Raw genomic sequence first — 12,782 nt, 5'->3', positions numbered from 1 at the left:
GTGCGATATTTACTCGTTTTGTCGCACAGTAGACAAGAAATCAACAACCTCTGTCTTTAACAGGTTTGATAAAGAAAGCATCTCGTTGGATGCTGTCAATAAACTATTTGCTTCTTCGCGCAGGGCATTGGATGCCTCGGAAACCGCCGTAACATTACTGGAAACTTCCTGCGTACCGGAGGCGGCACGTTGAACACTATCGGATATTTCCTGTGTTGCTGCGCCTTGTTGTTCAACCGCAGCCGCAATTGCACTGGCATATTCACTGATCTGTCCCATGATTTGACTGATCGCCGTGATTGCGCTGACAGAATTTGTGCTGCTTGTCTGAATGCCGCTGACTTGGGATTGAATATCGCCTGTTGCCCGGTCAGTTTGTGTAGCAAGGTTTTTAACTTCGCTGGCCACCACGGCAAATCCTTTACCGGCTTCGCCTGCCCGCGCCGCTTCAATCGTTGCATTAAGGGCCAATAAATTCGTTTGCCCGGCAATGTTTTGAATAAGGTTGACGACTTCGCCAATTTTATCGGCGGCTCCTGCCAGTTCAGTAATGGTTAAATTTGTATTTTCCACATCTTCAACAGCTTGTCGGGCAATTTCAATAGACTGGGTCACTTGTCCGCCAATTTCACGAATGGCTGCGGACAGTTGTTCTGTTGCTGCTGCGACAGTTTGTACACTTTGTGTTGTTTCCTCGGCTGCATTGGTCACAACATTGGCTCTTTGGCTGGACTCTTCTGCACTTTCCTGAACACGGCGGGCTACATCTTGTGTCTGTTCTGATGACTTTGCGACATTTTCAACAATTGAAAGTACTTTGCTTTCAAAAGAATCAGCCATGTCATTTAATGTTCTACGACGTTCTTCTGCCATCCGGGCGCTGGCTTGTTCATTTTCACGCGATAGTTCCTCCATCTTTTTGGCATTTTCCTTGAACACACCAAGTGCCTCCGACATTTCACTTAATTCATCTTTAAACGAACTTTGGGGGATGGATATATCAAGGTTACGATTGGCCAGTTCACTCATCGCGCCAGCCATTTTTAGAATAGGGCGAGAGACCCATGTTCTAACCAAAATACCCATCAAGCCAATAATCGCACCAACAGCAATCAATGTCATAATAATCGCGGTTTTGCGAAACGAGGACAGGGCTGCAAAGGCTTTGTCGCGATCAATCGCAAAACCGAGATACCAATTAACGCTGGGCAAGCCTGTTACCTTTTTAAATAGATAAAGCTCTTTATGATCACTATCGAGAATATGATCATTGCCTTCCTGAATCTGCGGCGTATTTTCAGGAAAGACTTCCGTCATAGGTTTTAAGGTATTTTTCACATCCGGGTGGATCAGGACGGTCCCTTTATCATTGGCAAGGAAGGCATAGCCCATACCGCCAAGATCAACACTGCGAATTAAATCCCCCAAGTCGGTAATATCAATATCACCACCGACAACCCCTAAGGTCTTTCCATCCTTTTCGATTGGATATGCCGTTGTGACAATCAGGCTGCCGGAGGATGCATCAACGTAAGGTTCCGTCAGGGTGGCCTTTTGGGCGGCAACGGCATCTTTATACCACGGGCGTTGACGTGGATCATAGCCTTCCGGTAGATCATCTGGAGGTGCCATTGTCATCACCCCTTGGGCATCCCCAAAATAGGCATATTTGAAAGTCCGGGCCATGACCGGGCGGTCGGCCAAATTCATGACCCGATCAACACTGTCGCCTTCGTTAATGACTTGTCCAAAATTTTCAATAAGTCGCCGCCGAATATCAATCCAGTTTGAAATGGTATTGGTTGCAAGTTCCGATGTTTCTGCCAAATCAGATGTCAAAGTACTGCGGATCGCCTGACGTTGATTAAAATCAAAATAGAGAATAAATGCCGTAAAGGTCACAATAACAATCAATGCTGCGACCGTTAACAACCGGCTACCAATGTTGACAAACATGACTCACCCTCACATAAAATTGTATAAGGTAGCGAATTGACCTGTAAATAGTTTATTTTCTTCTTTGATCATCTACCCCTAATTTAAAATATGTAGGTAACGAGAAACCATATTCAATATAAGCTTATTAATTAAAAAAAACGCCGTATCTCTATCGGATACGGCGCAGGGGCGTTGAACTTTGTGATTTATCGGCTTTCATTGCTTATTTTGTGGTGGCAACAAAGACACCGTCCCAATTCTCGCCCGGCGGTTCGGCTTCATAAGCAATCATACGTTCTTCATAAAGATCATAGAGCCCGTGATGTTCCATTCCCAATGCATCAATCATTTGATGGGCTGTTTTAATATCCTCGCGTACTTTTTCCCAATTTTGCTGACGATAATCTTTTAACAGTGTCGCGTGATGTTTGGCATATTCAATAAATTCCGGTTTCTGTGCAACTTGGTCATCACCCAGAACGGAATAGATCCGAACGGCTTCTGTTTTTCCTTTTACTTTAATCAAATCCAGTTCAATACAGGCCAAGTCCTGCACATTCCTATAGGTGTTTTCGCCAATAACAATTGTCACACCATATGTTTTGGATTGCCCCTCAAGACGCGAGGCCAGATTTACGCTATCGCCCAGAACGGAATAATCAAAACGTTGATCAGACCCCATATTGCCCACACAACAGGTTCCTGTATTCAAACCAATACCGATTTTCAACGGGATATGAGGCCGTCCTTCTTCTTCGGCCTCTTTTTCCAATCGTTCATTAACCGCAACAAGGGAGTCAATCATTTCAAGGGCGGAGAGACATCCATTGCGTTGATGGTTAGGATCATCCAGCGGCGCATTCCAGAACGCCATGATACAATCGCCCATATACTTATCGATCGTTCCCTGCCTTTGCAAAATCACGTTTGTCAGCGGAGTCAGGAACTTATTGATGAGTTTGGTAAGCCCCTCGGCATCAAACAGTTCTGAAATAGAGGTAAAGCCACGCACATCGCAGAACAACAGCGTCATTTCACGATTTTCGCCCCCCAATTTCAATTGACCGGGATCTTCCGCCAATCGTTCCACCAAGGCCGGTGACATGTAGTGTGAAAACGCGGATCGCACTTGTTTCTTCTGCGCTTCTTCGGCGGCATATCCCATATAGGTCAATTGTATGTAAATACCGAGTGTCGAAATCATTGCAAAGCCGGCATCAAACAGCAGTTTTTTCTCGCTAAACAGATACCATGACGAGGCACCCGAACCACCTGCAATGAAGAGAAAAAGGACCAATGTCCATTTCGCCCCGATCATCGGCACGAGAATAATCATAATCAACCCGGCAAACAGGGTAAGCAGGAATTCAGCACCATCCATATTAGGCGGTCGACTGAGAAACGCATTATCGACCACAGCCTCAATAACATTTGCATGCACCTCCACCCCCGGTAAGGTTTCTTCCACCGGTGTAGAACGAATATCAAGCAAACCAACGGCGGATGTACCCACGATCACAAGCTTGCCGCGCACCATAGCCGGATCAACAACACCGCTTAAAACATCGCGTGCCGAAACATATTTTGCCTTATCGCGCTTGGAAAAATGCGGCCAGACGCGCCCTTTTTTATCGGTTGGAAGAATTAAACCTTTTGCAATGGCGACTTTTTCAACACCTAATTCGTTGGAGGTTACCAAAATCGTGCGTCTGCCCGTTGCAACACGCAGCATTTCCACAGCTAAACCTGTATAGATTTCATTTTCATATTGGAAAAGGGTCGGTACACGTCGAACTACCCCATCCGGTTCCGGGAATAATGAAAAGAAGCCATGACCAGCGGCGACTTCTTCAATTTCAGGAATATTGCGCACAAGTGAAGGCAGCGAAGGCACAAATGCGTGTGGTTTCTCACCACGAAAAGCAATTGATTTTTTAACAGGCGGACGGTGAACCTGATCTTCGATCTTACGGTCAAAGCCTGCTTGTCCCAACACAACGCGTGTTTGCTTAATGATATTGGCGAAATAGGCATCGTTACTGGGCAATTGTCGAATGGTTTCTTCAATCGACGGGTCCAGTCCACTGACGTTATCAGCGATCATATTAGGCGAAAGTCTATCCGGTTCCGGGAATGCAATATCGAAGGCGACAACCCCCGCCCCCATCCGAAACAAATTGGCAACCATATCGGCAATGATTGTGCGCGGCCACGGCCATTGCCCGACTGTCGCAAGGCTTTCTTCGTCCAAATCCACAATGGTGACAGGGCGGGTTTTGACCTCACGCGGCTGGGCGCGTTGATACATATCAAAGGTTTTAACCCGTAAAAATTCGACCGGATAAGGATTAATGACCTGAACACCCAGTAAACCGAGGAGAAGCAAAAAACCGACCAGTCGCGCCATCGAGAAAAACTTACGTATTCTGCCCGGTTTCTTTTGTTGTTTAGACACATCTTCAGCCACGTGACAATCCCCTCGTAATCGTGCCAACTTATAGGTATGACACCAGCTAAGCCATCACAGGTCAAGAAATCATGGCATTTATTTGAAATAATGCTACAAAAAACAGATATATACAGTCGTTTTTCAGACGGATTTAAGTTACTTTTACGTTTATAAATCAATCGGGCAAATGGAATCGCAAATGCTGCCGCAGAGTTTCAACTGGTTAAAACCCATCGTAAAACCACTTCTGAAGACCTTTCGCGAAGTCATGGGCATGTCATTTTTTATCAACATGTTAGCCTTGGCAGTCCCGGTTTTTGTCTTGCAGGTCTATGATCGTGTGGTTTTCAATGGAGGCATTGAAACGTTAAAAGGACTACTTATCGGTATCGTCCTTGTTCTGGTCTTTGATTATTCCTTGCGCCAAGCCCGATCCAAAGTCATGCAGCGTGTTGCGTTAAAAATTGATGTGGATGTCGGGCGAAAATTATTTAAGCAATTTACACAAGTCCCTTTGCATACGCTGGAAAGCAAACCGGCGGCCTATTGGCAAACCATGTTTCGTGATGTGGATACCGTTCGTAATACACTCAGTGGCGGCACGGCAATTCTGCTGGTTGATCTGCCCTTTGTATTTCTCTTCCTTGGTCTTATCCTTATTCTGGCCTTACCGATTGCGTGGGTTTTCCTCATTATTTTACCTTTATTCTTGCTGGTTGCCTGGCGTTCCGGGAAAGTGATCGGCAATGCCAGTCAGGAAGAAAAAAAGACCGCCCTCAGCCGGGACGATTTGATTGCAGGTGTGATTGCCGGACGGACCACAATCAAAGCCTTGGCAATGGACAAGACGTTGGAAAAAACATGGGAAGACCGCCATGCCGACAATATTGAAAATTCCATTATTCGCGGCGGTAAAGCTGACGCATACACAAATCTCGGCATGACGTTGACTTTAATGACAACAATCGCCCTCACCACAGTTGGTGCCATTGCCATCATCAATCAGGAATTGACGATGGGTGCCCTTATTGCGACGAATATGTTATCCGGGCGTTTGTTGGGACCGATGAACCAGTTGGTCGGGTCGTGGCGAACCTTTGGCGGTTTCAAGCAATCTGTTGAACGGTTAGGCACACTTTTTGAACTCCCGGTCGAACGTCAGGAAAGTTCGGTTGAAATGGGCCGCCCTCAAGGTTTGATCAGTCTGGATAAAGTTTCATTTTCTTATGGGCAAGACTTGGACCCCGTTGTCAGCGAGGTCAGCTTTACACTTAAGCCCGGCGGTTTAACTGCCCTTGTTGGTCGAAACGGCAGTGGCAAAACCACCTTGGTCAAATTGATACAAGGCCTTTATATCCCGCAAAACGGACGGGTGTTGCTGGATAAAGCGGACATCAAACAATTTACACGCAGCCAGTTGGCAAGCTGGATTGGTTATGTCCCGCAAGAATGTGCGCTTTTACATGGCAGTGTACGAGATAACCTTGCCTTTTCCCGTCCCGAAGCCAGTGATGAAGAAATTATCGCCGCCTGTAAAGCAACGGGTGTGCACGACACCATTATTGATTTACCCGATGGTTATGCCAGTGATATCGGCGAAGCCGGACGGCGTCTTTCAGGTGGCCAACGTCAACGCCTGACCATCTCACGCGCACTTCTTGGGGACCCCCCTGTACTTTTGCTGGATGAACCATCGGGCAGTCTGGACCGTCAAGCCGAAGAAGAATTGCGAGATCTTCTCGTCAAGCTTGCCAAGGATCATACAATCATTCTCGTCACGCACAGCCCGATCCTGTTGGGGGCATGCGCAAATATGATCGTTATGGATCAGGGACGGATTGCCCTTGCCGGAGCAACCAAAGATGTTTTACCCAAACTGGCACAAAGCACACAGCAGAAAAAAGCCACGCCCAATGCGGCACAACCGCCTATCCCCCAATCCAATCCTTCCCCTCCTCCCGCAGCTACCGATAAAAAGGGAGAACCGCAACCATGACACGCCTTGATCAATTGGTGAAAGAAAACCCGGTTCAAACATTTAAGCCCGTTGCGTATGGGATTATGTTCGCCCTTGTTATATTCACCACATGGGCTGTTTTTACCGAGTTGGAAGAAGTCTCCGTTGCCATCGGTGAAGTTGTCCCGCAGGGAAAAGTCAAAGTCGTTCAACACCTTGAAGGCGGGATCATCACGGATATTTACGTTCAGGAAGGCGATCTTGTCAGAACAGGAAGTGAGTTGGTCCAGCTTGATCTCGGTACAGGCGGAGTCAATAAAGAAGAACTGGAAGTCCGCCTTGATGGATTATTGTTAAATCGTGCCCGCCTTCTTGCCGAAGCCAATGGGACCGAAGTCGAATTTCCACAAGATATTGTCGTAGCCCGCCCCCAAATGGCCGCTGCGGCTAAACAGTCCTATCAAGCGCGCCTGCGGGATTTAAACTCCCGCTTAAACGTGCTCAATGACAAATTACGCCAAAAAGAATTAACCGTAGATGAGTTGGAAGACAAGCTGGAAAGTGCCAAACGTAACCTCAGGCTTGCCCGACAACGTTTTGCCATGTCTACCGATTTGCTGAAAGACAAGCTGACGTCCAAAATGGATCACCTGAAACTGGAAGCCGAGGCGCAGAAACTGGAAGGCGAGAGAAGCAGCTTATTAAACTCGATCCCGAAAGCAAAAGCAGCGATTAAAGAAGCACAAAGCACAATAAACGAAGAAAAAACAGCTTTTCAACGTGAAGCAATTGAAGAACTGGGGACCGTGGAGCAAAACATTGCACAAACACGCGAATTATTGAGCAAAGCAACGGATCAGGGATTGCGCGCCCTGATTAAAAGCCCGATTGATGGCGTGGTTAAAAATATGACCTATAACACCATCGGCGGGGTGGTCACTGGCGGTGAACCGATTATGGAAATTGTCCCTGTAGGTGAGAATTTGGTCATTGAGGCCCGCTTAAAACCCATCGACCGGGGTTATGTTGAAGAAAATCAGGCTGCCGTTGTAAAAATCAATACCTATGACTTTATTCGATATGGCAGCCTTGACGGTAAAGTTATCCATGTTGCCCCGGACTCGACAACATCGCCCGAAGGGGAAACGTATTTTCGCGTTATCGTCCAAACAGAAAAAACCTATTTGGGTGAAAAAGAAGGCTTGTATGAAATTACACCAGGTATGGAAGCAACGGTTGATATTCATACCGGGACAAAATCCGTTATCGAATATATGGTCAAACCGGTCCTGAAAATGAAACATGAGGCCTTTCGAGAAAGATAAATAACAACTTGTTATGATTCTATTAGGATTTTTACGCCAAAATGAGGTTTAATAGCTTATTCTATGAATGGCTAAATACGAATAACAAACGAAATAGGGCAGAGGCTAAAAAATGTCGTTTGCAACAATAATCGGGATCCTTGGGGGGATTGGGCTTTTCGTCGGGGCTATTTTGCTCAGTACGGACAATTTCCTGATGTTCCTGGATTTACCAAGTTTCATCATGGTCATCGGCGGCACGTTCGCAGCAACTTTTGTCTCTTATGAACCACGCTATGTCATGCTGGCGCTCAAACTCATTGGTCGACTGGTCTTTGCACCCAAAGTGGCCCGTAACATTTTGACGGCCGAAGTCGGGCGTATTATCAAATGGGGTTATACCGTTCAGAAAAACGGCATTCCGGCTTTGGAACAAGAATCCAAGAAAGCCGCCCGTTCGGATCGATTTATTGGTTTTGGTATGGATATGGTGATCAGCGGATATACCGGACAGGAAGTCCGCGAAATTCTGACCAATACAATTGAAACCACCTTTGTGCGTAACACCATTCAGGCCAGAATTCTGCGCGAAATCGCCGCAACCTGCCCCGCTTTCGGTATGATCGGGACCTTGATTGGTCTTATCATTATGCTGGATAATATGGGAGGCGACCCCACTCAGCTTGGTGCGGGTCTTGCCGTTGCTTTGTTGACCACACTTTATGGTGTGATCTTTGCCCGCATGATTTTCCTTCCTGCGGCCAATAAAATTCAGCAGCGTGAGGAAATTGTACGTTTTAGAAACTACCTTGTCGCGGAAGGGTTGTGTTTGCTCGCGGACAGAAAAAGCCCGCGTTATATTCAAGACCGTATGAACAGCTTTCTTGATCCGGCTATTCATTACAATCTTGATAAGATGATGCGAAAATAATTTCATTGAACTGAGGGAACCGAGATGGCACCTCCACCACCACCACAAGAAGAACCAGCCGACGAGTCCTGGCTTGCCACATATGCGGATGCGATTACCCTGCTGATGGCATTTTTCGTTCTTATGGTTGCTGTGTCCAAAGTTGACCTCGCCCTTTATGAACAGGTTGCCGAAGGGATCAACGAACAGGTCAATAAAAAGGAACGCAAAGCCCCGATTAAGGATTTCAAGGAAGATGCTGCCGAAGTTGTTCAGGAATTGACCGATGGCAAGGTTCTAAAACTCGGCGTTGATGATAGCGGGATTGTGCTGGAATTTGATAGTTCCACCTTTTTCCTTCCCGGTACAGCGCAAATCGTGGAGGCTGCCTACCCTGTTCTGACAGCCGTTGCCGAACTGGTAAACGCCCCGCAATATGAAATGTTTAATCTCGATCTGGAAGGTCACACAGATGACGACCCGATCAGTACCGTTCAATTCCCATCCAACTGGGAACTTGGGGCGGCACGGGCTGCATCTGTGTTACGGGTTATGAATGAAAATGGGACCAAGATTGATCGCATGCGTGTCTTATCTTATGCCTCCACCCGTCCCAAAGCCCCAAACCGGATGGAAGACGGTACACCAATTGCGGAAAATAAAGCAAAAAACCGCCGTGTTGTTATGCGTATTCATCAAAAACCATTTGAATACTCACCACCCAAATATGTTCCCGTTACCTCTATTGCCCGTGAAGGCACAGAAGCAGAGCCAACAGGCGAGCAACCCGCAGCCCCAGCCGAAACGCCCTCTAATACCCCGGCAACACAAAACCAATAAGAAATAACGGACTATAAAAAAAGCCTCTAATCCAATTGGGTCAGAGGCTTTTTTTATGGGGCTAAGATCTATCTAAACCTCAACAACCATGCGTTCTTTTGCGACAAAACAAGATGACCATTCCGCCTTTGCAGCTTCCTCAACCTCATGCATGATATCGTCGGTATGTTCGGGGTCATGGTGGAAAATAGCCAGTTTTTTCACCTGTGCAGCACGACATAATCGAATACCTTCCTGCCAGGTGGAATGCCCCCACCCTATCTTGCTTTCAAACGTTTCATCACTGTAGGTGCTGTCATAAATAACAAGATCGGCGCCTTCGATCAGCTTTAAAATATTTTGATCCGGCTTGCCGATAATATGTTCTGTATCCGTCACATAACAAACAGATTTTCCATCAAATTCAATACGGTAACCTGTTGCACCGTTTGGATGATGTAGAGGTGCCGTCACAATTTTAATTTGGTCATTCAACATAAAACTATCGCCGGCGCGAAAATCTTCGAATGTCAAATTCGCTTGCATAACTTCCAAAGGCACAGGAAATGTCGGGTTTGCCATTTGGCTGGCAAGAACTTGGCGAATACCGCCTACATCCATCAAATGTCCAGCCATAACATGAAAACTGTTTCCCGGTACATAAGCCGGGGCAAAAAACGGAAAACCGTTAATATGATCCCAGTGGGTATGTGTCAGAAGAAGGTGCGCTTCCTTAATGCCTGATTTCAGGAATTCTTGCCCCAAACAGCGAATGCCCGTGCCTGCATCCAGAATAAAACGATATTCCCCCGCACAGACTTCAATGCAGCTTGTATTGCCACCATATTCGATATGTTCCGGTGACGGACAAGCAATCGATCCACGTACGCCCCAAAATTTGACTGCGAAAGACATCGTTCTTTGGCTCATTTTATTTCAACATTTAGATGATAAAGTGAAAATCTTTAAACAAAAGTGAAATATTCTCATTCTTACTTAGTTTCTCTTTATCTGACTTCCAAGCACCAGACCTAAAATTTGCGCCGCATTTCCTTGATTAACCGCGATTTCAACAAAACCTGATGAATTAAAGTACCAAAAGGCATGCCCTTCTTCTGTGTCACAAAACACATCTGCATATTTTAATGTCTGCGTACCGATCATTAAGGGTTCAGATATTGTGATGTCATTATGACGAATATCCGTCCAACAATTGCCATAACCATCAATATAGATAACTTCCCCCGACACTGTTGCCGATAAAGTCACAAGATCGTCAACCGGCACAGCGGCTTTATCAAAATCTATATTCTGTGCCAGCATTCCAGCAACCGGCGCAAAAAGATCGCGCCCATGAAATGACTTTGAAAGCGTCTCGCCTCGCCACAGAATTTCAAAAGCCTGCACATTCTCATTTGATTGAATTACATATTGAAACAGGCCATTGTCGGGACCAACAAACCAACCTCCATCACATTGCAGGCAAATGGGTTTGCGTTGCCCCCCTACTCCGGGATCAACAACACATAGATAAACCGCCTCTTCCGGCATATTTTCAACAAGGCCCGCAAGCAATTTTGCGCCATATGCGATTTGGAAAGCGGGAACATCGACCATTAAATCAATGATTGGTTCGCATGGGGCATATTGCAGTAAACGGGCTTTCATTTGACCCATATAAGGGCCAGTAATACCAAAATCAGTAAAGGTAACAATCATGGTTCTTTTTTACAAAAAGGTTGAATAATCATTTTTCCTAAACGCAATTGGGCAGGATCCCGAAAATATTCCAGACCGATTTGCATGGTTTCATGTCCGTCTTGCGGCTGCGCGGTATAGGTCCGGCACAAACGGTCCCACAAACTGATATTAAAACCGTAATTGCTGTTTGTCTCAGCCTGTATGGAAGAATGGTGAACCCGGTGAAAATCAGGTGTCACGATAAACAATCGTAAAACAGCGTCCAATTTTAAAGGCAATTTGAAATTCGCATGATTAAACATCGCCATTGCATTTAAGATAACTTCAAAAAGGATCACCGATAAGGGGTCTATGGCAAAGATCAAAATTATTGCCATTTTAAATAACAAGGATAAAATAATTTCAATGGGATGAAACCGAATGCCCGTAGTCACATCATAATCCAGATCGGCATGATGCAAACGATGTAAGCGCCATAACACGGGGATTTTATGCATGGCGACATGTTGTAGATAAATACAAAAATCCAAAAGAAGGATACCGACAACAACGGGAAGAACCGGTTCAAACAAGACCGGGTTTTGTTGAGCGTAGAACGCAACACTTACCGGAACCCAAGGCAGGATTAGGCGTGCGCAAACTGCACCGATAGCCAGATTTGCAAAATTGGAAAACCAGCGTTTTTGACGGGCAAAAGACCGTTTTCTACGTGGGCGAACCGTTTCCAAAACCGCCATAAGGCAAAACACCCCTGCAAAAACCGAAAGCCGTATCACCCCTTCATTTTCCAAAATGAACTGCATTATATCTTATGCCTTCTCATTTGTCGGAACTGAATAATTGCAACCCCCGTGATCGTCATCAGACCACCCAACAGCTTATATATAGTAAAGCTTTCCCCCAAAAGAACCACGCCGGCCCCCACACCGATCACCGGGGCGATCAAGGTAAAGGGAACAACCTGATTTACATCCAGACGATCAATGAGGCGATACCAAAGGTGATAGGCAAAAATGGAAGAACCAATGATCGTATAGGACAGCAGCATCCATGCGACAATTGAGGCCTCTTGCACAGCCTGAATTTGGTTTTCTTCCCAAAACCAGGACATAAGACCAAGAACAGGGATCGCAAGCAAGCTCATCCACCCCATAATCGCCAAGGGTGCGATACCTTTCAGTTTTTTAATAAGGATATTCGCCCATGCCCAACAGAAGGCACAAGCAATAACAGATACCACACTTAGGACCGTTCCGCCTTGTGGCTCCCCCGCTAGAAAAGCAGCCCCGACAAAGGCCATTGTCAGACCCGCTATTCGTTTTGGACCAAGCTTATCCTTAAAAAAGATTGCGGCTAAAATGCAACTGAAAGGAACACCCAGTTGCAATAACAAGGCGACCGTTGCGGCATCTGCCCCGCGAAAACCGACAAAGAACAAGCCAAAATGCCCGACACCAAGAACAAGGGCGACAGGAACAACCTGCTTTAATTGAACGAAAGACAGTCGAAAAAACGGCAACAATAAAATCGCCGTTATGCCAAAACGTATAATGGTCAGGGTTAAAGGCGGGATTTCACCGACCGTGACTTTGATGGCGGCAAAATTAAACCCCCAGATAATCACAACGCATAACGCCTGCAATGTATCACGGAGGTTCATTTTATCTATCCCTAGCCTGCAAATAAGACGCAGACTATGGCACG

10 protein-coding genes are annotated in these 12,782 nt (G+C 46.1%); 4 read left to right on the top strand and 6 right to left on the bottom strand.

Going from position 1 to position 12,782, the window contains the following annotated elements; genetic code table 11:
• Nucleotides 1-9: 9 nt before the first annotated feature.
• Both IEW74_RS00370 and IEW74_RS00365 read right to left on the bottom strand, forming a co-directional pair.
• Nucleotides 10-1,956 carry a methyl-accepting chemotaxis protein gene (locus IEW74_RS00370; RefSeq protein ID WP_188659814.1) on the bottom strand — a complete coding sequence of 649 codons (1,947 nt, stop codon included), beginning with the start codon at nt 1,954-1,956 and terminating at the stop codon, nt 10-12.
• A gap of 205 nt (nt 1,957-2,161) precedes the next feature.
• Complete coding sequence (locus IEW74_RS00365; RefSeq protein WP_188659811.1) at nt 2,162-4,405, bottom strand: CHASE2 domain-containing protein; 2,244 nt, start codon at nt 4,403-4,405, stop codon at nt 2,162-2,164.
• 181 nt (nt 4,406-4,586) lie between these two features.
• Between IEW74_RS00365 and IEW74_RS00360 the strand changes: the two genes are divergently transcribed.
• From IEW74_RS00360 to IEW74_RS00345, 4 genes are all read left to right on the top strand, one after another.
• Nucleotides 4,587-6,383 carry a peptidase domain-containing ABC transporter gene (locus tag IEW74_RS00360; protein ID WP_229734181.1) on the top strand — a complete coding sequence of 599 codons (1,797 nt, stop codon included), beginning with the start codon at nt 4,587-4,589 and terminating at the stop codon, nt 6,381-6,383.
• The gene (locus IEW74_RS00355) at nt 6,380-7,669 is read left to right on the top strand and encodes an HlyD family type I secretion periplasmic adaptor subunit (RefSeq protein WP_188659804.1); all 1,290 of its coding nucleotides are present in this window, start codon (nt 6,380-6,382) and stop codon (nt 7,667-7,669) included. The genes IEW74_RS00360 and IEW74_RS00355 overlap by 4 nt, the downstream gene beginning before the upstream one ends.
• A gap of 112 nt (nt 7,670-7,781) precedes the next feature.
• Complete coding sequence (locus IEW74_RS00350; RefSeq protein ID WP_188659800.1) at nt 7,782-8,579, top strand: motility protein A; 798 nt, start codon at nt 7,782-7,784, stop codon at nt 8,577-8,579.
• Nucleotides 8,580-8,603: 24 nt separating this feature from the next.
• Nucleotides 8,604-9,398 carry an OmpA/MotB family protein gene (locus tag IEW74_RS00345; RefSeq protein WP_188659796.1) on the top strand — a complete coding sequence of 265 codons (795 nt, stop codon included), beginning with the start codon at nt 8,604-8,606 and terminating at the stop codon, nt 9,396-9,398.
• A 72-nt stretch (nt 9,399-9,470) separates the two neighbouring features.
• On the opposite strand, the gene IEW74_RS00340 is transcribed toward IEW74_RS00345, so the two are convergent.
• The 4 genes from IEW74_RS00340 to IEW74_RS00325 form a co-directional block, all read right to left on the bottom strand.
• A complete protein-coding gene (locus IEW74_RS00340) occupies nt 9,471-10,292 on the bottom strand; it encodes an MBL fold metallo-hydrolase (protein ID WP_188659793.1) in 822 nt (273 codons plus the stop codon).
• A gap of 81 nt (nt 10,293-10,373) precedes the next feature.
• Nucleotides 10,374-11,096: an SAM hydrolase/SAM-dependent halogenase family protein gene (locus IEW74_RS00335; RefSeq protein WP_188659789.1), complete on the bottom strand. Its 723-nt coding sequence runs from the start codon at nt 11,094-11,096 to the stop codon at nt 10,374-10,376.
• The gene (locus IEW74_RS00330) at nt 11,093-11,881 is read right to left on the bottom strand and encodes a sterol desaturase family protein (protein WP_229734180.1); all 789 of its coding nucleotides are present in this window, start codon (nt 11,879-11,881) and stop codon (nt 11,093-11,095) included. The genes IEW74_RS00335 and IEW74_RS00330 overlap by 4 nt, the downstream gene beginning before the upstream one ends.
• Nucleotides 11,881-12,738 (bottom strand): DMT family transporter, encoded by an 858-nt coding sequence (locus tag IEW74_RS00325; RefSeq protein WP_188659786.1) that lies wholly within the window; start codon nt 12,736-12,738, stop codon nt 11,881-11,883. Before IEW74_RS00325 ends, IEW74_RS00330 begins: the two co-directional genes overlap by 1 nt.
• Nucleotides 12,739-12,782 lie beyond the last annotated feature (44 nt).

The organism is Terasakiella brassicae, from assembly GCF_014641495.1.
In the GTDB taxonomy this organism is placed as follows: Bacteria; Pseudomonadota; Alphaproteobacteria; order Rhodospirillales; family Terasakiellaceae; genus Terasakiella; species Terasakiella brassicae.
Note: the sequence above shows the minus strand (reverse complement) of the source record. Positions and strands in the feature narration are given on the sequence as shown.

Coding starts and splice junctions, on each gene's coding strand:
- IEW74_RS00325 (WP_188659786.1), bottom strand. CDS start 12,738: ATGAACCTCCGTGATACATTGCAGGCGTTATGCGTTGTGATTATCTGG.
- IEW74_RS00335 (WP_188659789.1), bottom strand. CDS start 11,096: ATGATTGTTACCTTTACTGATTTTGGTATTACTGGCCCTTATATGGGT.
- IEW74_RS00360 (WP_229734181.1), top strand. CDS start 4,587: ATGCTGCCGCAGAGTTTCAACTGGTTAAAACCCATCGTAAAACCACTT.
- IEW74_RS00340 (WP_188659793.1), bottom strand. CDS start 10,292: ATGTCTTTCGCAGTCAAATTTTGGGGCGTACGTGGATCGATTGCTTGT.
- IEW74_RS00370 (WP_188659814.1), bottom strand. CDS start 1,956: ATGTTTGTCAACATTGGTAGCCGGTTGTTAACGGTCGCAGCATTGATT.
- IEW74_RS00355 (WP_188659804.1), top strand. CDS start 6,380: ATGACACGCCTTGATCAATTGGTGAAAGAAAACCCGGTTCAAACATTT.
- IEW74_RS00345 (WP_188659796.1), top strand. CDS start 8,604: ATGGCACCTCCACCACCACCACAAGAAGAACCAGCCGACGAGTCCTGG.
- IEW74_RS00350 (WP_188659800.1), top strand. CDS start 7,782: ATGTCGTTTGCAACAATAATCGGGATCCTTGGGGGGATTGGGCTTTTC.
- IEW74_RS00330 (WP_229734180.1), bottom strand. CDS start 11,881: ATGCAGTTCATTTTGGAAAATGAAGGGGTGATACGGCTTTCGGTTTTT.